A 25,382-nucleotide genomic window follows, 5' to 3' on the forward strand; every position below is an offset into this window, starting at 1 on the left:
AATAAAATAAGGATGGGTGAATTGATTGTGAATTATAAAAAAGTACGTAATGTGTTTATTGCTACCGCTTTGACCTGTTCCATGATGACTGTACCTGTATTAGCGGCACCGAATGCATCAAGTCTGCAGGAACAGAAGAATGCAGCCCAGAATGAAGTTAGTTCACTGCAGTCTCAATTGAATACATTGATGTCAACGTTGAACGACCTGGAAGGGCAGTTGGTAACAAAGGGCCAGGAGATATCACAAGCAAAAGCGGATCTTGTAACAGCGAAGGAAAAGGAAGCACAGCAGTACGAGGATATGAAGCTGCGTATTAGGTATATGTATGAAGAAGGAGACGGTACAGCACTGGAAAGAATATTAAGTTCAGGAAGTATCGCAGATCTGCTTAGTGAAGCGGAGTATATAGAGAAGGTTCATGCATACGACCGCAATATGCTTCAGGAATATGCGAACACGGTAGAAGAGATAAAGACTCTGGAGACAACACTGGAAAATGATATGACAAATCTTCAGGATCTGGAAAAACAGTATCAATCACAGTCAACAGAATTGACCACCGTGCTTAATGGCAAGCAGGCGGAGATTAGTAATCTGGATTCGATGATTCAGGAGGCAGCGAGAGCTGCACTGGAACAACAGAAGAAACAGCAGGAGGCAGCTGCCAAGAAGAATGAAGCTGCTGCGCAGCCGGGAACAAATGGAGGTCAAAACAGTGGCCCAGGTTCAGGTACGGTAAGTGATCCGGGTTCAGGCGGGGGAAGTGACACACAACAGCCGCCACAGAATGTACCGACAGATGATAATAATACACAGGATAACAGCAATCCAGGCCCGCCCGAACCAAACTACGATGTTTCTACAGGAAATGCGATTGTAGACCGGGCATACAGTTGGGTTAACATTGCAGAATATGAAATGGGCGCATGCAGAGAAGGCGTTTTCGACTGTTCAGGCTTCGTCAGTTATTGCCTGACCGGATCGTACAGCCGTCTGGGAAATACCTTTACTTTCCTTACATGGCCTCAAGTGAGTGACCCACAGCCCGGAGATGTGTGTGTGAATGCCACACATTGCGGTATATACATAGGCGGCGGTCAGATGATTCATGCAGCAGATTATGGCATAGGCGTTATAGTCGGACCAGTACAGGGCGGTATGATTTATGTACGTCGTTAGAGCAGACTCCTGCTTAAAACAAAATGTTCAGTTATAGTAAGATAAAAAGAATCCCCAGTGTTTCGCACTGGGGGTTTTTAGCTTTTCCTCGACATTTCTTTTAATACTTGCAAATTCGGGTACTGGAGTCTCTTTCTTAATGACAGTGGGATATGCAAATTTTTACTTGAGAGTGCAAATTACAATTATTTTCCAGCTATATTGTGAATTTTTTCTATATATCCTGTTGAAAATTGCTGCAGAATATTGTATAGTAAGAAATATATGTGGGGACATAGATAATAAAAAAATAAGGATAGGTGAAGAAATTAATGAAAATGAAAAGAGTACGTAATATGTTCGTGGCAACCGCTCTGACATGTTCCATGATAGCCGTACCTGTGTTTGCAGCGCCAAACGCATCAAGCCTGGAAGATCAGAAAAAAGCGGCGGAGAATGAAGTGAGCAGTCTTCAGTCACAGTTATCAACACTGATGTCAAAGATGACAGACCTGCAGAATCAGCTGATCACAAAGGGTGAGGAGATCACCAAGGCAGAGGCGCAGCTTGAAGAAGCAGAAGCAAAGGAAAAACAGCAGTACGAAGATATGAAGCTTCGTATTAAATATATGTATGAAGAGGGCGATGGCTCGGCAATGGAGCGTATATTAAGTTCAGGAAGCATTGCAGAGATGCTAAGCCAGGCAGAATATGTTCAAAAAGTACATAGTTATGACCGTAACATGCTCAATGAATATGTCGATACAGTGAATGAAGTAAAAGAACTGAAAACTACACTGGAAGAAGACATGAACAAGCTGGAAGATATGCAGACTGAATATGAAGCTCAGCAGACAGAACTGAGTGTTACCATCGAGAGTAAGAGTGCTGAGGTTGAGGATCTTGATGCCCAGATCCAGGAAGCTGCAAGAAAAGCTGCGGAAGAAGAACGCGAGAGACAGCGGATAGCACAGGAAGCTGCAAAGAACGAGAACGCGAACAATGGCGGCGGTAATAACGGTGGAGGCACCAACAATGGTGGTGAGTCCACACCAAGTAATCCGAATACACCAAGTACACCGGATACGCCAAGCACACCGGAGACTCCGTCCAATCCAGGCGGCAATGGCGGCAGTGCAGGAAATACATCGGCAGCTCAGACAATCGTAAACGCGGCATGGACCCAGATTGGTGTTCCTTATGTATGGGGCGGTACAACACCATATGTAGGGCTTGACTGTTCAGGACTGACGCAGTGGTGCCACGCACAGGCTGGTATTTCAATCGGCCGTGTCGATACAGATCAGCTTTACGGCGGACAAAGAGTCAGCGATCCCCAGCCGGGAGATATTGCATGGACTCCAGGGCATGTAGCAATTTACATAGGTAATGGACAGATGATAGAAGCACAGCAGCCAGGAACTACAATTTGTGTAAGTTCTGTACGCGCTTCTGTATATGTAAGATACTGGTAAGAGAGAATATAAAAAGGAATCCGATTTGGATTCCTTCAGGCTGTAGACAACTAGCCTCCTAAGGGGGCGGTTGTCTTTTTCTTTTCTCTGCATATATTAAATGGTATAATTAAATTAATTACAAAAGAAAAGGCAGGTGCCAGGCAATGATGGGGAAAAAGGATTATTCCGAACGTTCTCAAATGGAAATCGTCAGTTTAGAGGAACTAGTTCCTAAAAATCATCTTGTTCGTAAGATAGAGGATGCAATGGATTTTAGTTTCATCTATGATGAAGTAAAAGAGTTATATAGTGACTTTGGCCGTGAAAGTATTGATCCCGTTGTCCTGGTAAAAATCGCAATGCTGCAGTACATTTTTGGCATCCCTTCCATGCGTCAGGCAATCCGGGAAATTGAAGTAAATATTGCTTATCGCTGGTTTCTGGGTTATGGAATGTACGAATCGATTCCTCACTTTTCTACTTACGGAAAGAACTATTCCAGACGTTTTGAAGGAACTGGATTATTCGAGAAAATATTTGTCCGCGTACTTGCAGAAGTCGACGCCTGCGGATTTTTAGATATGGAACAAGTATTTATTGATGGAACCCACATCAAGGCAAATGCTAATTCCCATAAATACGAAGAGCAGGTCTTTTTGAAGGAGGCACGCCATTACGAAAAAGAGTTGCAGGAAGAAATCAAAAAAGATCGGGAAGCTCACGGTAAAAAGCCACACAAGGAAAAAGAAGTACTTCCAGAAGAAGGAAAAAGAAAAGTCAGTACGACCGACCCAGACAGCGGTTGGTTTCATAAAGGAGAGCATAAGCAGGTGTTTGCGTATTCTGCCAATACCTGTTGTGACAAAAATAATTATATTCTGGACTTCACAGTCACTGCTGGAAATGTTCATGACAGTACCTCTTTCTGGGAACTCTATAAACGGATGAAGATAATTGAAGGTGCAACCTATTACGTACTGGATGCCGGATATAAGATACCAGCCATTGCCAGACAGTTAATCGAGGATAAGAAAATACCGGTCATGCCTTACAAACGTCCAATGACCAAAAAAGGGTTTTTCAAGAAATATGAGTATGTTTATGATGAATATTATGATTGTTACTTATGCCCAAATCATCAGGTATTGACTTATCGAACAACAAATCGAGAGGGATACCGTGAATACAAAAGTGACGGCAAGAAATGTAAAGACTGCCCATATCAAAGTCAGTGTACCGGAAGCAAAGATCATGTAAAAGTAATTACAAGGCATGTCTGGGAAAACTATATGGAGCAGGTAGAAGAGATCCGTCACACCAAAGGAATAAAAGAAATCTATCAGCAGAGAAAGCAGACAATTGAACGAGTCTTTGCCGATGCAAAAGAAAAGCATGGAATGCGTTATACGCAATACCGAGGGATAGCCAAGATAAACATGGAGCTAAACCTCCTGTTTGCGTGCATGAATTTAAAGAAAATGGCGATATGGAAATGGCGGAAAAAATGGGGAGCGAAATACAACTCCCTTAATACATTATTTTATAGAAAGATGGTTTTCATAATTAGAGATATTACAGCAAAATGGTTTCAGGGTATAGCCCCTGAAACCATTTTGTCTACAGTCTGAAGGAATCCGATTTGGATTCCTTTTTTTCATCTTCTTATTTTCCTGGAACAATTTCCAGCCAGTATCCGTCTGGATCCTCGATAAAGTAAATGCCCATTTCCGCGTTTTCGTGGCAGACGCAGCCCATTTTTTTGTGTTTGGCAAATGCGGCGTCATAATCATCAACTCTAAAGGCAAGGTGAACTTCATTGTCTCCCAGTTCATAAGGCCTGTTCATATCGCGAAGCCAGGTGAGCTCCAGTAGATGCGGTGTAGTATCATCTCCCAGATATACAAGCGTAAAACTTCCGTCTTTGGCATCCTTTGTACTAACAGGTTTGAGTCCAAGTGCTTCCTCGTAAAAAGCAAGAGACTTCTGTAAATCATAGACATTTAAATTATTGTGTGCAAATGTAAATTTCATAACTATTACCTCCCTATATTATGTAAGTTATACAAAAATGAGTTATAATATACTGTGCTATTAACAGGTGATTTAATCAGTATACCTCATTTAATATATCTTTAGCATACCACAGACAAGATGCAACAGAAAAGCCTTGCATTCCAGTATTTTCTATGTTATACTACAACCGTTGCAAAAAAACACGCATGCGGATATCTTTGACGGTGCCTAAGTCTGATCAATACAGAACGGTCTCAAAGAAGAGTAAAAACATGCGGAAGGTAAAAACCAAATGGAGGAAGAAACATGAGCGTTATTTCAATGAAACAACTTTTAGAAGCAGGTGTTCATTTTGGACATCAGACAAGAAGATGGAACCCTAAAATGGCTCCGTACATCTACACAGAGAGAAATGGCATTTACATCATTGACTTACAGAAATCTGTAGGAATGGTTGATGATGCTTACCAGGCTGTTGCAGATATCGCAGCTGAGGGCGGCACAATCCTGTTTGTAGGAACTAAGAAACAGGCACAGGATGCAATTAAGACAGAATCAGAGCGTTGTGGAATGTTCTACGTTAATGAAAGATGGCTCGGCGGTATGCTGACAAACTTCAAGACAATTCAGAGCAGAGTTCAGCGTTTAAAAGATATTGAGAGAATGTCCGAAGACGGAACATTTGACGTACTTCCTAAGAAAGAAGTAATTGAACTGAAAAAAGAATGGGCTAAGTTAGAGAAGAACCTGGGCGGTATCAAAGAAATGAAGAGAATCCCTGACGCAATCTTTATTGTAGACCCGAAGAAAGAAAGAATCTGTGTTCAGGAAGCTCACACACTGGGAATTCCGCTGATCGGTATTTGTGATACAAACTGTGATCCTGAAGAACTTGATTTTGTAATTCCGGGTAATGATGATGCGATCAGAGCTGTTAAATTAATCGTTTCCAAGATGGCTGATGCAGTAATTGAGGCTAATCAGGGCGCGACAGGTGCTGAAGAAGTATATTATGAAGAAGCTGCAGAAGAAGCAGTAGCTGAAGAGACTGTAGAAGCAGAGTAATTATGGACTTGGGATGCTTCAGCCTGTGGATACAGGTTGAAGCATTTTTAGAATATGTAATCAAATATGAATAATGGAGGAATGAATCATGGCAATTACAGCAGGAATGGTAAAAGAATTAAGAGAAATGACAGGCGCAGGAATGATGGACTGCAAAAAAGCTCTGACAGAGACTAATGGAGATATGGATGCAGCAGTTGAATACCTGAGAAAGAACGGACAGGCTAAAGCTGAGAAGAAAGCAGGAAGAATCGCAGCTGAGGGTATCGTAAAAACTGTTGTTAAAGATGATAAAGTAGCAGCAATCGTTGAAGTAAACTCTGAGACAGACTTCGTTGCAAAGAATGCTGATTTCCAGTCATTCGTAGAAGCAGTAGTCAATCAGGCAGCAGATACAGATGCAGCAGACATAGATGCATTCATGGCTGAAGCATGGGCAGAAGATACAACAAAGACTGTAAAAGACGCTCTCGTAGAAAAAGTTGCAGTGATCGGTGAGAACCTGAACATCAGAAGATTTGAAAAGGTTGTTACAGATGGATGTGTAGTATCTTACATCCACGGCGGCGGACGTATTGGTGTACTCGTAGAGGCTGATGCTGATGTTGTAAATGACGAAATCAGAGCATGCCTGAAGAATGTAGCAATGCAGGTTGCAGCTATGTATCCGAAGTATGTATCCCGTGCAGAAGTTTCTCAGGAATACATGGATCACGAGAAAGAAATCCTGTTAGCTCAGGCGAAGAAGGAAAATCCGGAGAAACCGGAAAATATCATCGAGAAAATGATCATTGGACGTCTGAACAAAGAATTAAAAGAAGTATGTCTGTTAGATCAGGTATATGTACAGGACAGCGACCTGACTGTTGCTAAATATGTAGAGAAAATAGCAAAAGAAAACAATGCGAATGTATCAGTTAAGAGATTTATACGTTTTGAGACTGGTGAAGGCCTTGAAAAGAAAAATGAAGACTTTGCTGCAGAAGTAGCTGCTCAGATGGGTCAATAAGACCAGCTTTGTTTAAATGTTTAGAATATAGAACCCCCTGTAAATGGCGTGATTACGTCATTTACAGGGGGTTTGTGATTTGTGGAATATGAGGTGAAAATATAAAAATAAAATTGAGATTGATTATGTAAAAACTGCTCGCTAGATTAAAAGAGCACAGTTTCTAATATGAAGGTTTTCATAGATATTGTCTGTGAAACATGATAAAATGGAAATAATATCAAGAGTCAGGGTACGTAACCTGAACAATTTCTGGGACAAGGTTCAGGAAAAACAAATTTATTAACTGGAGGTATAACATGTTAAACAGCACGGATATCAGAAAGGTATGCAATGAGAAGGGAATCAGAATGATTGATTTCAAGATGACGGACTTAGACGGAAGGTGGCGCCATATTACAATCCCTGTTGAACGTTTTGATGATGACATATTTGTGTATGGCATCGGGTTTGATGGTTCCAACTACGGATATGCACCGGTCGAGAAGAGCGATATGGTATTCATTCCTGATCCGGCAACTGCAGTTGTTGATCCATTTACCGAGGTTCCGACAATGACCATGTGCGGAAACGTATGTGTGATAGGGAAGGAGAACACCCCCTTTGATCAGTACCCAAGAAATGTAAGCCTGCGTGCAATAGAGTATATGAGATCAGAAGGAATTGCAGATGAGATGCTGATCGGACCGGAGTTTGAATTCCATTTATTTGATAATGTAAGTTACATGGCAGAACCGCAAAAGACCTCTTTTACTGTGGATACCAGGCAGGCTTCCTGGAACAGCGGAAAAGAAGGGCCTTTAAATGCCGGCTTCCAGGTGCCAAAAGGCGGTGGATATCATATCACAGCACCTCACGACATCGCTTACAGCTTAAGAAGTAAGATGTGCATGTACATGGAGGACTGGGGGATAGATGTAAAATATCATCATCATGAAGTGGGCGGATCCGGGCAGATGGAGATTGAAGTGGAACTGGGGAATATGGTTGATATGGCCGATAAGACGATGATTATAAAATATATTATCAAAAATGCTGCTGTACAGGAAGGCAAGACCGCAACCTTTATGCCCAAACCAATCCACAAAGAAGCAGGAAACGGAATGCATGTGCACATGCTCCTTATGAAGGATCAGGAGCCGATATTTTATGACGAGAATGGATATTCCGGCTTGAGTACCACTGCGCACTATTTTATCGGCGGGCTTCTGAAGCATATTGCATCCCTTTGCGCGTTTACCAATCCTTCTACCAATTCCTTCAAAAGGCTTGTTCCGGGATATGAAGCTCCGGTTACGATTGGTTATGCAACCTCGAACCGCAGCGCAGTTATTCGTATTCCTGCCTATGCAAAGACTCCGAAAGCCAAACGTTTTGAACTGAGGAATCCGGATGCAACAGCAAATCCATATTATGCTTACGCTGCAATTCTAATGGCAGGTCTGGACGGCATCAGGAACCAGATCGATCCTACGGCATATGGATGGGGACCCTTCGACTGTAATTTATATGACCTGCCGGAGGAAGAAAAGGCGAAGATTCAGTCACTTCCAAAAACTCTGGATGAGGCGCTGGACGCTCTGGAGTCTGACCATGACTATCTGACAGCGGGAGGCGTATTTCCACAAAGGCTGATTCAGATCTGGCTGAAACGTAAGAGGAAAGAAAGTCTGGAGATATCACAGATACCGCATCCGGCAGAATTTGAAAAATATTATGATTTATAATATGCTTTTATTTTACTGGAAACGACTAATGAGAAATGAATGAATCATAGATTTTACAAGATCTGACTTCGAATTTTGTGCACTTAGTACAAAGATATATTTTGCTAAAGAAATATATTGACATTTATATCACAATAATTTATATTTAGATAATCAATTGCATATGCTTGTATAAGTTCATAATCTGGATGAACGTTTCTACCAACTGCCATAATAGTTGACTACAGGTTTTTGTCTATCGACAGAGATTTGCTCAATTATTTAAGGCAGTTTTTTTATTCCCGTTATGAACAGCCATTGTACCAGTCAATGAATGTTCTCAGTATGAAAGGACACTGGTAGTCCTCAATTTTCTGATCTGTTAAGTATGCAGTTTCCATATTGATAAATTATATTTTAGGAGGAACTATGAAAGGTGCGGTAAACTACACTGTTATTAACGGAAAGATGGTAGTAAAAGATGGAAGGCTGACCGGGATTGATGAAGAAAAGGCACCCCCAGTCATGCTGTGTATCCCAGTTAAGCCACAGGCTGACAGAGATACTCTCTGACTGAAAATATATAAAGAACTCAGGCGCTTGTTATACAGATAATATGGGTTTATGATATAATATAACAGTTAGGTTTAAGTCAGGTGGCAAGTATATTATCCTGATTGTACGCGGTTCCTTTTGAATGAAATGAGTTATCATCCGCATCGGCTGCTGGTGATATCCTGCACAAAAGGAATGAAATATAATGACTACGGAGGCTTTGCAGATGGAAAAATGGATGGATCTGAGCAATATATTAAATTTGGAACAGGGGGAGATTGTGCAGAACTCACTGTCAGATATTACTGAAATGGCCATTATAACGGTAGATTATAAAGGCCGTCCAATGACGAAGCACAGCGGCTGCTGTGGATTCTGCCGCAAAGTCAGGGAGGACGAGGTACTGGGACAGTACTGCCAGAAGTGTGACGCCAGAGGCGGGCTGGAGGCAGTCCGTACCAATAAGCCTTATATCTACAAATGTTATTTTTCAATTATCGATGTAGCAATTCCTATTATAGTAAAAGAACAGTACATCGGAGCAATTATGGCAGGACAGGTCCGCCTTCTTGGAGATGAGGGGAGCGAAAGGGCTATGGAGCAGATATATGTGCCTGCTAACAGAAAATATGTGGAGGAAAGAAAACAACAGCTTCTGGAAGATTATGAGAAGATTCCAAGGCTGTCATATGACCGTATCCTTGTTATTGCAAAAATGTTTTATTATTTAGTCAATTATATGGTAACGGAGTCGATACATAAAAGCCAGATTATTGAAATGTATGAAACAGCCTGCAAAGTACATGGCATTATGGATGAATTTCCGAATGAGCTGATTTTTGGAGGAAAGAGCGAAAAGGGTGGCAGCCAGAGATATACAGAGAGGAAAGCCGTGGATGAAAATGCACTTCTCAGGCATTCGGATACAGCCAATCCGATTATACTGGATGTGTTTTCTTATATCGCTTCCCACAGAAACGAATCGCCTTCATTGTCAGAGATGGCAGAATACTGCAATGTCAGTACGAGCCATCTGAGCCGCCTGTTTTCTAAAGAAGTTGGAGAAAGCTTTTCTAGCTTCAACGCAAGGCTGAAAGTGGAGTGGGCAAAGGCTATGCTGGAGACTACGGATAAATCAGTGTATGAAATCAGTGATGCGCTGGGCTTCAATGAGGCTGGATATTTTATTAAAATATTTAAAAAGTTTGTGGGAATGACGCCTGCCGCTTACAGGTCTTATCTGCGGCTGCCATAGGTCATAATGTTACTATTTCTTAAAAAACATCATAAAATTACCATGTGAAATTGCAATTTCCTGTCATTACCGCTCAATGGCAAAACCTTAAAATATTGCTAAGATAAATGCAGAAAGAAGCAAAGATTAAAGGAGGTTTTACCATGAGGAAAGCATTTATCTGCCCTACAAAATATGTTCAGGGGGAAGACGAGATTTTAAATCTGGGATATTTTGTTAGAACATTCGGAACATCAGCTCTGCTGATCGCACACCCGGATGATGTGAAACGTGTGAAGGAAAAGCTTGAGAAGACAGCGGAGAAATTTGATGTAACTTTTGTGGAGAGTCATTTCAACGGAGAGTGTACCCGGCAGGAGACTGTCAGACTTTCAAATCTGGCAGTAGAAAAAGGCTGCAGCTGTACGATAGGCCTGGGCGGCGGGAAAGCGATTGATACTGCAAAATGTGTGGCTCAGGGAGAAAATCTCATTATTGTACCTACAATTGCGGCAACAGATGCCCCAACCAGCCATTCGGCAGTTTTGTATACACCGGATGGCGGGTTCGATGATTATGCATATTTCAAGCAGAGTCCGAGTGTAATTCTAATCGATACAACAGTGATTGCAAATGCTCCGGTTAGATTTCTCGTAGCCGGTATGGGTGATGCTTTGTCTACATATTTTGAAGCAAGAGCGAATGTACAGTCCTGTACAAAAGTGAATGCGGGCCTCCCATGCGGTGTAAGAGAAGGTACATGTCCGGAAGCGAGAGGCACAAAGGCGGCTTTTGCCATGGCAGAACTTTGTTATGAAAACCTGCTGTCAGATGGTATAAAAGCAAAAATTGCCTGCGAAAATCATGTGGTTACACCGGCTCTTGAAACCATTATTGAGACAAATATCCTGCTCTCCGGTATCGGATTTGAGAGCGGCGGCCTTGCGGCTGCTCATGCAATTCATGACGGACTGACAATTTTAGAAGGAACTCACAGGTACTACCATGGTGAAAAAGTGGCATTTGGTACACTGGCACAGCTTGCGCTGGAAAACGCGCCGGAAGAAGAAATGCAGGAAGTACTGGAATTCTGCAGTGCTGTTGGCCTTCCGGTCTGTCTGGAGGATATTGGAGTAGAAAATGTTACGGATGAAGAATTGCGTCAGGTAGCAGAAAAGTCCTGCATTCCTGAGGAATCTATCTATGCGATGCCATTCCCTGTGACCGTGGAAAGTGTGATGGCAGCCATAAAGACTGCGGACTCAATGGGCAGAAATCATACACGAAAGGCCTCCTTTAATGCATGCAGAGAAGGCGGAAAGGGGCTGAATCTATGAAAAAGATTATGAACAGCCCCGAGATGCTTGTCCCTGAGATGTGCAACGGGATTGCCGTGGCCTATCCGCAGATAGAATTTGTCCCTAAATACAAGATTCTGAAAAAAAGAACAATCAATAAAAAGAAAGTCAGCCTGATCAGCGGGGGCGGAAGCGGCCATGAGCCGGCCCATGCCGGTTTCGTGGGCAGAGGAATGCTGGATGCGGCTGTCTGCGGGGATATTTTTGCCTCCCCCTCCCAGATTCAGGTCTATCAGGCGCTGCGCGGGACGGCCAGTGAAAAAGGCACCCTGATGATTATTAAAAATTACAGCGGTGACATCATGAACTTTAAAAATGGCGCAGCCCTTGCCGAAGAGGATGGCCTGACTGTGGACTATGTAAAGGTGGAAGACGACATTGCTGTACAGGACAGTCTTTATACCGTGGGGCGCAGAGGCGTTGCGGGGGCGGTTCTTGTACATAAGGCAGCCGGTGCAGCTGCGGAAAGAGGTCTGGATCTGCCGGAAGTAAAAAAAGCGGCACAGCATGCGGCCGCCAATGTAAAAAGCATCGGCTTTGCTTTCACCTCCTGTACTGTCCCGGCAAAGGGGACTCCGACCTTTGAGATAGGGGCAGGAGAAATGGAGTATGGAGTCGGGATTCACGGGGAACCGGGGATACGCAGGGAAGCGGCACTAAGCGCCGATGAGCTGGCAGAGAGGATGATCGGCGCGCTTGCAGGAGAACTCAAAGCTGCTGACGGAGAAGAAGTGACACTGCTGATCAACGGATTTGGAGGTACTCCCCTTCAGGAGCTGTATGTTCTGACGAATGCGGCGGCTAAGGTACTGAGTAAAAAGGGAATCAGGATATATAGGACTTTTGCAGGAAACTATATGACCAGTATTGATATGGCGGGCGCATCTATATCCCTTATGAAGATGGATGAGGAGCTGAAGGGGCTGATAGACAGTAAAAGTGATGCCCCGGCATTTCCTGTGTATGGTCCGGTAGAAAGCATTCCGTATGCAGACAGATGTATGAAATACGAAGAGCACAGTGAACTGGCTGACGGTATAACTACTGACTGCAGACATGCGGGAATGAAAGCAGATGAGATTTCTCTGGATAACCTGATCTATCTGGTGGATCGGATGAGCGCATGCATTATAGAAAATGAAGTGCCTTTCTGCGAACTGGATTCACATGCAGGTGACGGTGATTTCGGAATGAGCGTTGCGAAAGGTTTTAAACAGCTGAAGCAGGAATGGAAGGAATTGATTGAAAATGAAGCAAGAGATATAGGGACATTTCTTCATGGCTGCTCTTACATTATTATGGAACATTGCGGCGGCGCTTCGGGTCCAATCTGGGGCTCCGCTTTCCGGGCAGCAGGAAAATCGGCCGGTGAAAAGAAGGCGTTAACAGTAACGGGATTTGCCGATATGCTGCAGGCAGCGGTAAAAGGAATTCAGAATACAGGAGAACGGTCCTTCGGACGTGGCGCAGTTGTAGGAGATAAGACACTGATAGATGCCCTGGTTCCGTGTGCAGATGCATGGACCCGTTGTGCAGAGGATGGAAAAAGTGTAGCGGAGGCCTTTGCGGCAGGCGCACAGGCGGCGGTCGAAGGAGCAAAAGCAACCGAGACAGTTGTAGCCCGGATGGGACGTGCAGGAACGGTAGGAGAGCGCAGCCTTGGGTATCCCGATGCAGGGGCCTATGCGCTGGGTGTTATTTTTACAGAACTGGCGGATTCTGTCAGTATTGGGTAAATCCTTTCCTGAGAAAGAATGCAGCGTCAGTATTGATATTATAAAAGAATTAAATCCCCGGAGTGGCCCTGAATAATGGGCGCTCCGGGGATCTTTATATGTCCGGGGATGTTCACGTTCTCCGGTCCGCTTTCGGGTATTCTGCATTCAGTCCGGAAAGTTAATCCGGCATCTGCATCTGTACCATTTTATCTCCAAGCCGGGCAAGGGCGAGATTCCATTCTTTGTTTAAACAGCCGGGCTGTCTACAGGGGCAAGCAATACTTTTCCTGTGCCCTTATATACGTTGACCAGACCTTCACCAGAAGCGGCTGAACCGAGCAGTGTTTTACCGGAACGCTCAACAGTGAAGTCCAGGCTGCCGCTCCAGGCAATTGCCATATTTCCATCTACTTTCAGTATGTCGTTATCAAGGGTGATTTCTACCAGTTCTTCACGGGGGCATAAAGATTCCAGACACAGCATGCCTTTTCCTGCGATTCCAAGATTAAACAGACCTTCGCCACCTGCAACCGCTGAAGATATGTTGGAGCGCATTACTGCTTTATGCTGCAGCTTTGCATCGCACGCCAGGAACAGACCGTCGTCCAGTACAACCGAACCGTTCCAATCCTCGAGATTTAAAAGAAGAATGTGACGATATGTGGGCTCCAGTACCAAGATGCCATCTCCTTTATATTCCGGCTTTATAGCCGATTCACCGGTCACCTTACCGCGTACAGCTTTTCCAAATAAATCGCCGACTCCTTTGAGGCCGGTAGTAGCATTAACATTTCCTACGCTCCACTGCATAGCCCCAGCCTGCACTGTAATATTAGCTTTACTGAGATCACAGACAACCTGGCGTTTCCGTACATTCATAGCACTGCAGAAATAGGCGGTCTGCGCATCGCCAGGAGTAACGCTTAAATCACGTTCATATTCGATTACGGTAAAGGGACCTGATGAAGCCAGCGTCTTAACATCATCGTTGTCTGTAAAATTTGAAATTCGGAACATAGTTTTACCCTCCTTGTGTGATTGAAACTACCTTTCGTAATTTGAAAAACATATGTACTCCTACACTTCAAAAAACGAGGTATACTTAATTAGAGTTACTATATTTACAATACCGTATATCAGTATTTTTAACAAGCTGGTTTTGAATATTACACAAGAAAAGACTACGGCCTCAAACCGCAGTCCTTGTTTTTGAGATTATTCGGGTTTCTTCCCACGATTTCATCTAATGAAATTTGAAACAAATCTGCTATTCGTATAAGTTCAAAAATATCGGGGATCCGTTTGCCTAATTCATAGTTGGACAGTGTTTGTCGTGTCATATTTAATTTTTTAGCCATTTGTTCCTGGGTCAGGTAATTCATTTTCCTCAGTGCTCTTATCTTACAGCCAATTTTGTTACTCATCATCTCTTATTCCTCATTATTTGTAAATATTAAAGTAGGACAATAATAACATTTTAGAAGTGACTGTTAAATATAAGGTGCCTTATTGTTACATAAGGGTAACAAATCATTTATTTTGCGTAAGTTTTCTGTTTATAAATTGTTACAAGTTTATGAACAATAATATTGATTAGTGAAGCTGAACATTCTTTATAAAGCACCTGTGTACAAATATGGAAGTAGGAAGAGAAGAAAACACTGGAGGAGGAGAAAACCTCCGCACAAAAGCCGATGAAGCCGGCATTGGTCCGGAGGTTTGTATAAAGCAGCATCCTGCTGCTACCAGGGCGTTCACCCGACAGCGCAATCTGCAGGGTGGTCATTTTCGCAGATTTTACTGTGATATTTTTCAAGTTCTTTTCCCCAGAAGTCCTGATCACGGGCCCCTGCGTATACTGTTCCAAGCTGTTTTTTATTTCTGCTGTAAAGAAGTGTTGACGGAGTTTCTTCATAGAGGCCGGGCAGCATCTTTTCGAGTGCTTCGGAATCCTGCAGCTGGATATAATTCGCACCGGTCTCTGAAATCACGGCCAGAGCCTCTTCGTCATTCTTTTGGGCAACCCCTTTGACGATCCCTATGATCTGAACGCCTTTGCCGGAATATTGGTCTCCAAGCTGCGCAAGGACTTCCATTTCACTTTTGCAGGAGCTGCAGGCGGGCTCCCAGATATTGAAAACCGTAAGCTCTGCATTGTTAAGGATACTGTTCATATCGGTGTCGGTTCCGTCCAGTGTCCGGACTTTGATATTCTCAAAACCGGCAGTATCTGTTTTAGAATCTGCATCGGTTACTTTGTCTGCCGGTTCAGCAGGGCGCTGGCATGCTGTCAGCAGGAATACTGTACATAACAGGACGGTTAAGACCGTGCTTCTTTTTCTCATGGCATTTTCACCTCCTTCTGTAATGAAAAGAAATACAGTTTATACTGTAATAATAGCAGTTACAGAATGGAGTGTCAAGCATTGTATGGAAATAGCTGTAAAAAGTAGATTGACAGAAAACGGGCGTGCCCGGAAATATTAGCGTCAAATGCTTGATTTTCATGAAAACCGCATATATAGTATTGATTAAGGAATAAAAAGGAGGCGTTTCAGATGAAGATAAAGAATGTGGTACTGATCGGACTTGGAGCAATGGGGGTGTTTTTTGCGCCAAGACACAGATACTCTGCGTGATGAACGGTGTAGAGAGCGAAGAAACTGTAGCGGCAGTTTACGGTTGGGAGCATGTGCTTTATTCTTATATGAGAATGTCCATTGTTATGAAAAACGGCAGGGCCGACTTTGATCCTTACTGGGGCAAAATATATTTTGGAGAAGCGGAAAATGAAGTGCATACAGAACGTGTACAGGCGGTCAGAGAACTGATGGAGCGATGCGATATTCCGTATAAGGTAGAAAAAGATATGATGTGGGGGCTCTGGTTTAAGTACATGTGTAATGTGGGAGAGAATCTGACCTGTGCTTGGTCCTCCATCGGAAAATCACAATACTGTGATTTTCCGATGGAGGATTTATGATTTTTTTATGATAATATAGTACTATCTAAACGAACTTATAATAAATACAGCCAGAAAACGAGGTCTAAAATGCAGAGAATATTAATAGTTGAAGATAACTGGGAGTTAAACAAGGGCATCTGCTATATCCTGGAAAAAGAGGGATATGCTGTAAATGCGGCACATTCAATAGAGGAAGCAAAGGAAGTATACCTGCAGAATGAGGTCCGGCTTGTCTTGTTGGATGTGAATCTACCGGATGGGGAAGGCTTTTCTTTCTGCGTATGGGTGAAGGAGCGCCATAATATACCGGTGCTGTTTCTCACTGCAAGGGACATGGAAGAGGATGCACTGCTGGGCTATGAACTGGGGGCGGATGATTATGTGACTAAGCCCTTTTCCATGAAAATTCTGCTGAAAAAGATAGATGTCATATTAAAGCGGTCAGGGGATGCGGGCAGCCGGCCGTGGTATGATGGCTTTCTGAAAATTGATCCTGCAAAAGCAAGGGTAGAGGTGAATGGGCAGGAATGTGCGGTTACACCCACCGAATTCAGACTGCTGCAGGAGTTTATCACCCATGGCGGCCAGCTTTTAACGTATGACGTACTGCTGGAACGGCTGTGGGACAGTGGCGGGCAGTTTGTGGACAAACATGCACTTGCAGTCAATGTAAACCGGCTGCGGAGAAAGATTGAAGATGAGGAACACAAATATATTTCAAACGTATATGGGATGGGATATCAATGGCTGGATTAATCATATTAGCAATATGTGCCTCAGTGCTGGCCGCTGTTATGGCGTGGAAGATGTGGCGCATGAAGAAAGAAGTCTATCAGTTTGCTGAGCATCTGGAAGAAAACCTGGACAACATCATATCCGGAAAAGAAATGATCAGCATGGGAGAAACAGAAGATTCCCTGTGGGGAAAAGTAAATGCGAAGCTGCTCAGAACAGCGCATATATGGGAAAGAAAAGAGCAGAAGAGTATAAAGGAAAAGAAAGAAATCAAGGAATTGATTTCAGATATTTCTCACCAGACGAAAACTCCGATCGCCAACCAGAAGGTATATCTGGAAATTCTGAGCCAGGAGGCTATGTCGGATCATGCAAGAGGCTTTCTCAAAAATCTGGAAGGACAGACAAACAGGCTGGATTTTCTATTGCAAAGCCTTGTTAAAATGTCCCGTTTGGAGGCCGGTGTCATCCGGATTCAGAAAAAAGATACAGATTTGAGGTATACCCTGGGGAGAGCCGTGGAAGCTGTTGTTCCATCAGCATCAGGAAAACAGATCAGCCTCTTTGTGGAATGCGGGGAGGATATCGGCATATCACATGATGAAAAGTGGACGGAGGAAGCTATTTTTAATATTCTGGACAACGCTGTCAAGTATACCCCAAAAGGCGGAGAAGTCCGTATCAAAGTGTCGGCCCAGGACATCTTTACCCAAATAAGCATCAGGGATAATGGCAGGGGAATCCCCGCAGAACGGCAGGCACAGATATTTACCAGGTTTTATCGGGAGCCGGAGGTACGTGAACAGGATGGAATCGGCATCGGCCTGTATCTGGCGAGGAAGATTATTGAACTTCAGAACGGATATATAGAGGTGCTCTCCGAGCACGGCCGGGGTTCGGATTTTCGGATTTTTCTGCCAAATAACTGAGCAGAAAATCACACTTTTGTGATAATAGGGCGCTGAGACAGGTTTGTGATATATGTGAGTTATGCTTGTATTATCAAAAAAGAAGGAGGCAGGCAGATGGAATCCTGGATAGTAGAAACAAGAGGCCTGAAGAAGTATTATCAATTGGGGGATCACACAGTAAAGGCGCTGGACGGCGTAGACTTTTGTGTGAGGGAGCAGGAGTTTGTAGCAATTATCGGCAAATCTGGAAGTGGAAAAAGTACGCTGCTTCATATGATAGGGGGCCTGGACGTGCCCACTGGCGGGGAAGTGTATGTAGACGGAAAAAATCTGGGAAAAATGAATAAGGAGCAGCTGGCTGTTTTCCGGCGAAGAAAGGCGGGATTTGTATTCCAAAGCTATAATCTGGTGCCGGATCTGAACGTGTATGAAAATGTGGTACTGCCAATTGAGCTGGACGGAAGGAGAATTGATAAGCCATTTGTGGATGAGATTCTGGACCTGCTGCAGCTGGACGGAAAGCGGGAAGCGCTTCCGGGTACCCTCTCAGGCGGGCAGCAGCAGCGTACGGCCATCGCGAGGGCCATTGCCGCAAAACCTGCAATTATTCTTGCAGATGAACTGACCGGTAATCTGGATACAGCAACGAGCCATGACGTGATGGGACTTCTGAAAATCGTTGCCAGAGAATTTCAGCAGACAATTATTCTGATTACTCACGACAATGATGTAGCACAGATGGCAGACCGTATCGTGCATATAGAGGACGGACTGATTGTGAAAGAGAGGGATACGTATGCTGGCAAATAATAATCAGCAGGTGGTCTCCAGACTTGCAAAACGTTCTCTCCGGAGCAGCAAAAGCAGGAGCATCATCATGATTGCGGCGGTTATGCTTTCATCATTCATGCTGTTTTCCGTGCTTACGGTGGGGACTACTTATTTTAAAATGCAGCGCGTTCAGGATATGAGGTTAAATGGCGCAGAATATGATGCTATTATGTATGGCGTTACACCAGCACAGCAGGAATTGTGTGAAAATAATCCGGACATCACAGCAGCAGGCGTTATGGCGGTGGCAGGATATGTTATAGAGACAGAAGCAGACAATACGCCCAATGTAGGACTTCTCTGGGCTGATGATACGTACTGGAATACAATGAAAAAGCCTGCAATTGAACTGCAGGAGGGGCAGTATCCACAGGAAGCGGACGAGATCATGGTGACGAAAGAGGCGCTGAAGGAGTGCAAAATGGAAGATCTGTCTGTGGGAGACTCCATTACGTTCAAATATGGGGATGCACTGGGGGAGTACACTAAAAAATTCCGTATTTCGGGCATGTGGGACGGGTTTGGAAGCAAAAAAGCATTTTTTGTATCAGAGGCGTTTTATAAGCAGTCGGGACAGGAGCTGTCGAGTGTTTCCTCAGGGCGCTATCACTTAGACTTTAAAAAGAAAATTATGACACAGAAAGAGCAGGATACCTTTATAGAGAGCATGCATCTGGAAAAACAGCAGAGACTGTTTTTTCTGGCAGATTCGGGACATTCGTTCGGCCTGCTCGCCGGGATGGCAGGGCTGATCCTGATTACCTGCCTGTGCGCATATCTTCTGATCTATAACATTATGTATCTTTCCGTATCAGGAAATATCCGGTACTACGGACTTCTGCAGACTGTGGGAATGACGGGGAGGCAGATATATAAACTAATGCAGAAGCAGATGCTGTTTATCGGTACCGTGGGAACTGCGGGCGGGATGCTGCTTGGGAGCGGAGTTTCATTTTTCCTTATTCCTACGGTTGTAAAGTCTCTGGGAATAAGATCCGCAAAGGCAGGAGATATCACCGTGGCATTCCACCCGGCAGTCTTTCTTTTGACGATATTGTTTACAGGGCTGACGGTCCGTATTGGGAGCCGCAAGCCCGCTAAAATGGCAGTATCTGTATCACCGGTGGAAGCGCTTGGATACCGGCCTGCCGGGGGAAGGAAAAGTATCCGCAGAACCGGAAAAGGCAGACTGCTGTGGAGGATGGCAAAGGACCAGCTCACAAAGGATAAGAAAAAATCAACCCTTGTGATTTTGTCTCTGGCGGCGGGATTGTCGGTTTTTCTGTGTATGATTACCCTGATTGAAAGCCAGGGGGCCAGAACGATCGTATCAAACTTTATGGATATGGATCTGGTGATTAAGAATGATACACTAAAAAAGGAGGACCGGGAAGAATGGACGCAGATTTTGGATGAAGTACTTCTGGATAAAATCAGGGGAAATCCTGCGGTAAAAGCGGTAACGCCGATGCTGAGTGCAGAAATTATTGTTCCCTGGGAACCGGATTTTACCGATATCTGGATGCGGGAATTCTATGAAATGTGGATGACAATCCCTTATGAGGATGACATAGAAGAATACAAAGCACATCCTGAAAATTTTGGCTCTTTTCTTGTCGGCATTGATGATGCAGAATTTGACTATCTGAACAGTACATTACAATCTCAGGTGGACAAAGAGTCATTTTTAAATGGAAAAACATGTATTTTGTATCTGAATGGTATGGAATTTAAGATAAGCGATCTGCAGGGAAAGAAGGTGACCTGTGCGGAGTATGCAAATGTACAGAATTCCCGCACATTTGAGATCGCAGGACTGACCGGTGAGACATATTATGCGGGTGCATTGATTGGCTATCCACCGACAATTATTGTAAGCGACCGTGTGGCAGAGGATTTTATCCCCAATGCATTTGTGTATAAAACGGGCATCCGGTATGAAGAGGAATTCGACCAGAAAGCGGAGGAGGACATGTTTGCGCTGCTGCAGGCGGATACCTATGCTGAAGATTTTTCATGGGAATCTAAAATAGAAGAGATGGAGATGGTAAAAAAAGCGCAGGGAAATATGATGGAAGTGGGGATCGGAATCGTCCTGATTCTGGCATTCATCGGGCTTTTGAATTATCTGAATACGGTTACAGGAAACATACAGAGCCGTCAGGTAGAGCTGGCAATTCTGGAAAGTGTGGGGATGACAGAGAGACAGGTTACGAAAATGCTGATGCTGGAGGGTATTTTATTTGCGGGTTGTTCGCTGCTGCTGGCAGCAACCGTGGGAACCGAGATTACGTACTGGCTTTATCAGTCAATGAACTATCGAAATATAGCATTTTCAGTTCCGGTACTGCCTGTGCTCGGTATGACAATTTTTATTATTCTGGTGTGTATAGAGATTCCATTGGGGGCAAGATATTTTCTGGCTAAAAAGGGGTCTGTGGTGGAAAGAATCAGGGGATTTGAATAGGAACATTGTACTCATGTTTAAGCTATAATCTGCATTGCTGTTTTAAATTTGTAATAAATAAAAAATTTATGATATAATGAGCGTTAGTGAGGAAAGCGTGCCTGCACATTTTCCGAACGGCGAATGGCGATCATGAATCTTTGATTCATGATATAATGAGCGTTAGTGAGGAAAGCGTGCCTGCACATTTTCCGAACAGTGAATGATGACATGAATCTTTGATTCATGTTATAATGTGATCATAAAATTTATACAATAGATATAATAAAGATGAAGTTCATGGGGACAGACGGATGAAGGCTGGCAGATTTTTTAAAAAGTCCGGGCCAATACTGACAATGGCCCAGAAACAGGGCTTCCGTGAGTATTTTCCGAAACGGGTGTACAAGACAGAACGGAATATTGCGGCGATAGTGGCAGGCACTCAGCTTTGCATGATGTTGGTTTCAGCATGTAAAGCAGGAGGGCCTTTTGCTGATTCTGTATCTGCCAGATATTTTTTTATGTATGCCATGCTGTTTACTGCGACAGTTTCTATTATTCCGCTTCATGTCTTTCTGGTAAAGAAGAAGCGGTACAATGCTTATCTGTGGATCCGCAGACTATATGTCGTAATCCTATATTCATGGGTTATCGGCATGACTTTGCTGGATAAGGGAAGCGGTATGGGGATTGTAATCTACTGTTATATGGTGCCAACACTGGCGGCTGTTATGCTTCAGCCTCCCCAGGAAAGCCTTTTGATATTCGGGCTTTCCTGGGGTGCTCTGACGGGTATGCTTGCTTTCTTTCAAACGCCCAATTTTACGGCGGATCTGATCAACAGTACATTTACAACAATTCTGGCATTATTTATTTCTATCAGAAGTTATCAAAATATGGCAGTAACGTACCGTGACGGGGAGACGATTGCCCAGCAGTACAGGGAAATAGAGAAGGCAAATGCCAAGCTGAACAGGATGGCCTGTACGGATCAGCTGACGGGCCTGTATAACCGGCGGTATCTGATGGAGCATGTGCTTGGACTCTATGAAGCATATCAAAACAGCCGGATGCAGGCAGTTTTTCTGATGATTGATATTGACTATTTTAAACAGTATAACGATATTTACGGTCACTTAAAGGGAGACGACTGCCTGAGACAGGTGTCTGCTGTGATCAGAAAATACTGTCAGGAGAATGGGATGATTGCGGTACGGTACGGCGGTGAAGAATTCCTGGCGCTGAAGTTCTTTGAAAATCCTGAGGAAAGAGACCGCGCCCGAGAGCTTCAGCGGAGGATTGAGGAAGCCGGGCTCCCAAGAACAGATACCAGAAACCAAAGGGTAAGCGTCAGTATCGGTGTGTGGAGCGGTAGGCTTCAGGAACTGGGCAGTTTCGAGGCTGCGCTGAAATTTGCAGATCAGGCATTGTACGATGCTAAAAATGCGGGAAGAGACTGTATCTGTCATTATTGCGGAGGAGATGTGCAGGAGAATTCATAAAAAACTGTAAAATGTAAAGCATATAAAAAATAGGAAGGGGCATAAAATTATGATCAATTATTCAGAAAATGAGGAAAAGTTATATCACCTCCAGATTGGACCCGGGGATGTTGGAAGGTATGTTATTATGCCCGGTGATCCAAAACGATGCGCATTTATTGCCAGATATCTGGAAAATCCGGTGCTGATAGCTGATAGCAGAGAATATGTCACCTACACAGGAGCACTGGACGGTGTAAAAGTAAGTGTGACATCTACCGGAATCGGTGGTCCGTCTGCGGCGATTGCGATGGAAGAGCTGGTAATGGCCGGTGCAGATACATTTATCCGGATCGGAACCAGCGGGGGAATGGATATCGACGTAAAAAGCGGAGATCTTGTTATTGCGAACGGTGCAATCCGTATGGAGGGGACAAGCAAAGAATATGCTCCCATAGAATTTCCGGCAGTGCCGGACTTCGGTGTGACGAATGCACTCGTGAAGGCAGCCAAAAGACTCGGAAAGACCAGTCATGTTGGTGTGGTACAGTGCAAAGATTCATTTTATGGACAGCATTCGCCGGAAACGAAGCCTGTGGGATATGAACTGACGGAAAAATGGGATGCCTGGGTGAAACTGGGCTGCAAGGCGTCAGAAATGGAGTCCGCTGCGCTGTTTATTGTGGCATCCTATTTGAAGGTGAGGGCAGGTTCCGTATTCCTCGTTATGGCAAATCAGGAGAGGGCAAAGCAGGGCCTGGAGAATCCGATTGTCCACGATACGGACGCCGCAATCCGTGTGGCGGTGGAAGCTGTAAAAGAGCTGATAAAAGAGGAACAGGGAGAGAAGGAACAAGTATAAAACGATTGCGATATAAAGATTCATTAAAAAAAGCGTGGTGCATGATGATAAAAGGAGCGTGATATGAGATGCTGCCGGTGAAGGAATTAATTGAACAGGCGATTGAGGCAATGGGACGTGCATATGCACCCTATTCCGGCTTCAGAGTAGGAGCTGCCCTTCTGACTGAAGACGGCCGGATTTACCAGGGCTGTAATGTTGAAAATGCGGCGTATTCCCCCAGCTGTTGTGCAGAGAGAACAGCATTTTTTAAGGCTGTAAGTGAAGGGGTAAAAGAATTTCAGGCAATCTGCATAGTGGGAGGAAAGGATGGTATTCTGACAGATCTGACATCTCCCTGTGGTGTATGCCGTCAGGTAATGATGGAATTCTGCCGTCCGGCTCAGTTTCAGATTATATTGGCGAAGGATGTGGAGCATTATGAAATCCATTCTCTGAAAGAAATGCTGCCCATGGGATTCGGTCCAGCAAATCTTGCATAGAATAGAGAAAAAAACAGAGAACAGAAAAGGGGGAAACTATGGACAGATACCAAAGGATTTTCGTAATCGTTGTAGATTCACTGGGAGTGGGAGCAGCGGATGATGCCGCAGAATACCATGATGCAGGCGCGGATACGCTGGGACATATTTCCCGGAGCGTGGAACAGTTTCATATCCCAAACCTGCAGAAGCTTGGGATTGGGAACCTGCATCCCCTTGCACAGGTTTCTCCTGTCCGGCATCCACTGGCATATTATACAAAGCTGAATGAATGCAGCAGAGGAAAAGATACCATGACCGGCCATTGGGAAATCATGGGACTTAAGACAGAGAAACCATTTATTACTTTTACAGAGACAGGTTTTCCAAAAGAGCTGATCGAAGAGCTGGAGAAACGAACCGGCCACAAGGTCATCGGAAACAAAAGCGAGAGCGGAACGGTAATACTGGATGAGCTTGCGGAGGAAGAGATTGCAACCGGGCATATGATTGTCTATACATCTGCAGATTCCGTACTCCAGATCTGCGGTAATGAGGAGACCTTTGACCTGAAGGAACTGTACCGCTGCTGCGAGATTGCCAGGGAACTGACCATGAGAGATGAATGGAAGGTCGGACGGGTCATTGCAAGACCTTATGTGGGAAAGAAAAAGGGGGAGTTCAAAAGAACAAGCAACCGGCATGATTACGCCGTAAAGCCATTCGGAAAGACCGCACTGGATGCCTTGAAGGAAAACGGCCTGGACGTCATATCCATCGGAAAGATAAATGATATTTTTGCAGGACAGGGCATCACAAAAGCGCTGAAATCCAAAAGCTCCGTCCACGGAATGGAACAGACCATCGATATGGCAGAACATGAAAACTTCAAAGGCCTGTGTTTCGTAAACCTGGTAGATTTTGATGCCTTATGGGGCCATCGAAGAGATCCCCGGGGCTATGCACAAGAGCTGGAGCGGTTTGATGAAAAACTGGGCATTCTGATGGAAAAGCTGAGAGAAAACGATCTGCTGATCATAACAGCCGACCATGGAAATGACCCGACCTATACAGGAACAGACCACACAAGAGAAAAAGTCCCCTTCCTGGCCTATTCCAAATCCATGGACGAAGGCGGAGAACTGCCGGAGGCAGACACCTTCGCGGTAATCGGAGCGACAATCACCAAAAACTTCGGCATAAAAATGCCGGAAGGAACCATAGGGGATGCTTTGTTGTAAGCGGGAGTGTGGCGGGTATGGGGACGCCATTTCTAAGTCCATAGAGTGCGCGGTTAGAACCCGTTAGAGAAAAAACAGGGACTATGAAGGGCAGAATTTGCCTTACCAGGCAAATTCTGTTGCCGCCGGCGGCGCGAATGCATTGGCATTCGGGCCAACTGCGGCAAGCA

Annotated in this window: 23 protein-coding genes and 1 riboswitch; of the genes, 19 read left to right on the plus strand and 4 right to left on the minus strand. The window is 44.3% G+C overall.

The window, feature by feature from the left end; all coding sequences use genetic code 11:
- Positions 1-27 precede the first annotated feature (27 nt).
- From HMPREF0240_RS23420 to HMPREF0240_RS09535, 3 genes are all read left to right on the plus strand, one after another.
- Entirely contained in the window at positions 28-1,182 is a 1,155-nt protein-coding gene (locus HMPREF0240_RS23420) for an NlpC/P60 family protein (protein WP_198137782.1), read from the plus strand.
- Between the two features lie 311 nt (positions 1,183-1,493).
- Positions 1,494-2,636, plus strand: a complete 1,143-nt coding sequence (locus HMPREF0240_RS09530) for an NlpC/P60 family protein (protein WP_035312872.1) — start codon at positions 1,494-1,496, stop codon at positions 2,634-2,636.
- Between the two features lie 146 nt (positions 2,637-2,782).
- Positions 2,783-4,246 carry an IS1182 family transposase gene (locus HMPREF0240_RS09535; RefSeq protein WP_009003231.1) on the plus strand — a complete coding sequence of 488 codons (1,464 nt, stop codon included), beginning with the start codon at positions 2,783-2,785 and terminating at the stop codon, positions 4,244-4,246.
- Positions 4,247-4,280: 34 nt separating this feature from the next.
- On the opposite strand, the gene HMPREF0240_RS09540 is transcribed toward HMPREF0240_RS09535, so the two are convergent.
- Positions 4,281-4,649 carry a VOC family protein gene (locus HMPREF0240_RS09540; RefSeq protein WP_009003232.1) on the minus strand — a complete coding sequence of 123 codons (369 nt, stop codon included), beginning with the start codon at positions 4,647-4,649 and terminating at the stop codon, positions 4,281-4,283.
- Positions 4,650-4,937: 288 nt separating this feature from the next.
- On the opposite strand from HMPREF0240_RS09540, the gene rpsB reads away from it, so the two are divergent.
- The 7 genes from rpsB to dhaK all read left to right on the plus strand — a co-directional run bounded on the left by rpsB (position 4,938) and on the right by dhaK (position 13,294).
- Positions 4,938-5,696, plus strand: a complete 759-nt coding sequence (rpsB, locus tag HMPREF0240_RS09545; protein WP_009003233.1) for a 30S ribosomal protein S2 — start codon at positions 4,938-4,940, stop codon at positions 5,694-5,696.
- Positions 5,697-5,781: 85 nt separating this feature from the next.
- Entirely contained in the window at positions 5,782-6,705 is a 924-nt protein-coding gene (gene tsf / locus HMPREF0240_RS09550; protein ID WP_347462582.1) for a translation elongation factor Ts, read from the plus strand.
- A gap of 299 nt (positions 6,706-7,004) precedes the next feature.
- The gene (gene glnA, locus HMPREF0240_RS09555) at positions 7,005-8,432 is read left to right on the plus strand and encodes a type I glutamate--ammonia ligase (RefSeq protein WP_009003235.1); all 1,428 of its coding nucleotides are present in this window, start codon (positions 7,005-7,007) and stop codon (positions 8,430-8,432) included.
- Positions 8,433-8,579: 147 nt separating this feature from the next.
- A riboswitch (purine riboswitch) is annotated at positions 8,580-8,676 on the plus strand.
- Between the two features lie 164 nt (positions 8,677-8,840).
- The gene (locus HMPREF0240_RS24290; protein ID WP_157134233.1) at positions 8,841-8,984 is read left to right on the plus strand and encodes a hypothetical protein; all 144 of its coding nucleotides are present in this window, start codon (positions 8,841-8,843) and stop codon (positions 8,982-8,984) included.
- A gap of 208 nt (positions 8,985-9,192) precedes the next feature.
- Positions 9,193-10,221 carry a PocR ligand-binding domain-containing protein gene (locus HMPREF0240_RS09560; protein ID WP_035312973.1) on the plus strand — a complete coding sequence of 343 codons (1,029 nt, stop codon included), beginning with the start codon at positions 9,193-9,195 and terminating at the stop codon, positions 10,219-10,221.
- Positions 10,222-10,364: 143 nt separating this feature from the next.
- Positions 10,365-11,537, plus strand: a complete 1,173-nt coding sequence (locus HMPREF0240_RS09565; protein ID WP_009003237.1) for a glycerol dehydrogenase — start codon at positions 10,365-10,367, stop codon at positions 11,535-11,537.
- Entirely contained in the window at positions 11,534-13,294 is a 1,761-nt protein-coding gene (gene dhaK, locus HMPREF0240_RS23875; protein WP_009003238.1) for a dihydroxyacetone kinase subunit DhaK, read from the plus strand. Before HMPREF0240_RS09565 ends, dhaK begins: the two co-directional genes overlap by 4 nt.
- A gap of 228 nt (positions 13,295-13,522) precedes the next feature.
- On the opposite strand, the gene HMPREF0240_RS09575 is transcribed toward dhaK, so the two are convergent.
- From HMPREF0240_RS09575 to HMPREF0240_RS09590, 3 genes are all read right to left on the minus strand, one after another.
- Positions 13,523-14,293: an AIM24 family protein gene (locus HMPREF0240_RS09575; protein WP_035312874.1), complete on the minus strand. Its 771-nt coding sequence runs from the start codon at positions 14,291-14,293 to the stop codon at positions 13,523-13,525.
- A gap of 164 nt (positions 14,294-14,457) precedes the next feature.
- Positions 14,458-14,703, minus strand: coding sequence for a helix-turn-helix transcriptional regulator (locus HMPREF0240_RS09580; protein WP_009003239.1), 246 nt, complete (start codon positions 14,701-14,703; stop codon positions 14,458-14,460).
- A gap of 327 nt (positions 14,704-15,030) precedes the next feature.
- Positions 15,031-15,621 carry a redoxin domain-containing protein gene (locus HMPREF0240_RS09590; RefSeq protein ID WP_009003241.1) on the minus strand — a complete coding sequence of 197 codons (591 nt, stop codon included), beginning with the start codon at positions 15,619-15,621 and terminating at the stop codon, positions 15,031-15,033.
- 293 nt (positions 15,622-15,914) lie between these two features.
- Between HMPREF0240_RS09590 and HMPREF0240_RS09595 the strand changes: the two genes are divergently transcribed.
- The 9 genes from HMPREF0240_RS09595 to HMPREF0240_RS09635 all read left to right on the plus strand — a co-directional run bounded on the left by HMPREF0240_RS09595 (position 15,915) and on the right by HMPREF0240_RS09635 (position 25,212).
- Positions 15,915-16,259: a hypothetical protein gene (locus tag HMPREF0240_RS09595; RefSeq protein WP_050794518.1), complete on the plus strand. Its 345-nt coding sequence runs from the start codon at positions 15,915-15,917 to the stop codon at positions 16,257-16,259.
- Between the two features lie 69 nt (positions 16,260-16,328).
- Positions 16,329-16,997 (plus strand): response regulator transcription factor, encoded by a 669-nt coding sequence (locus HMPREF0240_RS09600; protein WP_009003243.1) that lies wholly within the window; start codon positions 16,329-16,331, stop codon positions 16,995-16,997.
- On the plus strand, positions 16,985-17,905 hold the full coding sequence (locus HMPREF0240_RS09605) for a HAMP domain-containing sensor histidine kinase (protein WP_009003244.1): 921 nt from the start codon (positions 16,985-16,987) through the stop codon (positions 17,903-17,905). The genes HMPREF0240_RS09600 and HMPREF0240_RS09605 overlap by 13 nt, the downstream gene beginning before the upstream one ends.
- 96 nt (positions 17,906-18,001) lie before the next feature.
- Positions 18,002-18,697 carry an ABC transporter ATP-binding protein gene (locus HMPREF0240_RS09610; RefSeq protein ID WP_009003245.1) on the plus strand — a complete coding sequence of 232 codons (696 nt, stop codon included), beginning with the start codon at positions 18,002-18,004 and terminating at the stop codon, positions 18,695-18,697.
- Positions 18,684-21,185, plus strand: coding sequence for an FtsX-like permease family protein (locus tag HMPREF0240_RS09615; protein ID WP_009003246.1), 2,502 nt, complete (start codon positions 18,684-18,686; stop codon positions 21,183-21,185). The genes HMPREF0240_RS09610 and HMPREF0240_RS09615 overlap by 14 nt, the downstream gene beginning before the upstream one ends.
- A gap of 293 nt (positions 21,186-21,478) precedes the next feature.
- Positions 21,479-22,669 (plus strand): diguanylate cyclase, encoded by a 1,191-nt coding sequence (locus HMPREF0240_RS23425; protein WP_009003247.1) that lies wholly within the window; start codon positions 21,479-21,481, stop codon positions 22,667-22,669.
- A gap of 49 nt (positions 22,670-22,718) precedes the next feature.
- Positions 22,719-23,510, plus strand: a complete 792-nt coding sequence (gene udp / locus HMPREF0240_RS09625; RefSeq protein ID WP_009003248.1) for a uridine phosphorylase — start codon at positions 22,719-22,721, stop codon at positions 23,508-23,510.
- A gap of 68 nt (positions 23,511-23,578) precedes the next feature.
- Positions 23,579-23,992 carry a cytidine deaminase gene (gene cdd / locus HMPREF0240_RS09630; protein WP_009003249.1) on the plus strand — a complete coding sequence of 138 codons (414 nt, stop codon included), beginning with the start codon at positions 23,579-23,581 and terminating at the stop codon, positions 23,990-23,992.
- Between the two features lie 38 nt (positions 23,993-24,030).
- On the plus strand, positions 24,031-25,212 hold the full coding sequence (locus tag HMPREF0240_RS09635) for a phosphopentomutase (RefSeq protein WP_009003250.1): 1,182 nt from the start codon (positions 24,031-24,033) through the stop codon (positions 25,210-25,212).
- Positions 25,213-25,382 lie beyond the last annotated feature (170 nt).

Origin of the sequence: Clostridium sp. D5 (assembly GCF_000190355.1) — a bacterium.
GTDB lineage: Bacteria > Bacillota > Clostridia > Lachnospirales > Lachnospiraceae > Faecalicatena > Faecalicatena fissicatena_A.

Bases quoted from the DNA above. Each gene is read 5' to 3' on its own strand.
- HMPREF0240_RS09530 (WP_035312872.1), top strand. From the start codon at position 1,494: ATGAAAATGAAAAGAGTACGTAATATGTTCGTGGCAACCGCTCTGACA.
- HMPREF0240_RS09535 (WP_009003231.1), top strand. From the start codon at position 2,783: ATGATGGGGAAAAAGGATTATTCCGAACGTTCTCAAATGGAAATCGTC.
- HMPREF0240_RS09540 (WP_009003232.1), bottom strand. From the start codon at position 4,649: ATGAAATTTACATTTGCACACAATAATTTAAATGTCTATGATTTACAG.
- rpsB (WP_009003233.1), top strand. From the start codon at position 4,938: ATGAGCGTTATTTCAATGAAACAACTTTTAGAAGCAGGTGTTCATTTT.
- glnA (WP_009003235.1), top strand. From the start codon at position 7,005: ATGTTAAACAGCACGGATATCAGAAAGGTATGCAATGAGAAGGGAATC.
- HMPREF0240_RS24290 (WP_157134233.1), top strand. From the start codon at position 8,841: ATGAAAGGTGCGGTAAACTACACTGTTATTAACGGAAAGATGGTAGTA.
- HMPREF0240_RS09560 (WP_035312973.1), top strand. From the start codon at position 9,193: ATGGAAAAATGGATGGATCTGAGCAATATATTAAATTTGGAACAGGGG.
- HMPREF0240_RS09565 (WP_009003237.1), top strand. From the start codon at position 10,365: ATGAGGAAAGCATTTATCTGCCCTACAAAATATGTTCAGGGGGAAGAC.
- dhaK (WP_009003238.1), top strand. From the start codon at position 11,534: ATGAAAAAGATTATGAACAGCCCCGAGATGCTTGTCCCTGAGATGTGC.
- HMPREF0240_RS09575 (WP_035312874.1), bottom strand. From the start codon at position 14,293: ATGTTCCGAATTTCAAATTTTACAGACAACGATGATGTTAAGACGCTG.
- HMPREF0240_RS09580 (WP_009003239.1), bottom strand. From the start codon at position 14,703: ATGATGAGTAACAAAATTGGCTGTAAGATAAGAGCACTGAGGAAAATG.
- HMPREF0240_RS09590 (WP_009003241.1), bottom strand. From the start codon at position 15,621: ATGAGAAAAAGAAGCACGGTCTTAACCGTCCTGTTATGTACAGTATTC.
- HMPREF0240_RS09595 (WP_050794518.1), top strand. From the start codon at position 15,915: ATGAACGGTGTAGAGAGCGAAGAAACTGTAGCGGCAGTTTACGGTTGG.
- HMPREF0240_RS09600 (WP_009003243.1), top strand. From the start codon at position 16,329: ATGCAGAGAATATTAATAGTTGAAGATAACTGGGAGTTAAACAAGGGC.
- HMPREF0240_RS09605 (WP_009003244.1), top strand. From the start codon at position 16,985: ATGGCTGGATTAATCATATTAGCAATATGTGCCTCAGTGCTGGCCGCT.
- HMPREF0240_RS09610 (WP_009003245.1), top strand. From the start codon at position 18,002: ATGGAATCCTGGATAGTAGAAACAAGAGGCCTGAAGAAGTATTATCAA.
- HMPREF0240_RS09615 (WP_009003246.1), top strand. From the start codon at position 18,684: ATGCTGGCAAATAATAATCAGCAGGTGGTCTCCAGACTTGCAAAACGT.
- HMPREF0240_RS23425 (WP_009003247.1), top strand. From the start codon at position 21,479: ATGAAGGCTGGCAGATTTTTTAAAAAGTCCGGGCCAATACTGACAATG.
- udp (WP_009003248.1), top strand. From the start codon at position 22,719: ATGATCAATTATTCAGAAAATGAGGAAAAGTTATATCACCTCCAGATT.
- cdd (WP_009003249.1), top strand. From the start codon at position 23,579: ATGCTGCCGGTGAAGGAATTAATTGAACAGGCGATTGAGGCAATGGGA.
- HMPREF0240_RS09635 (WP_009003250.1), top strand. From the start codon at position 24,031: ATGGACAGATACCAAAGGATTTTCGTAATCGTTGTAGATTCACTGGGA.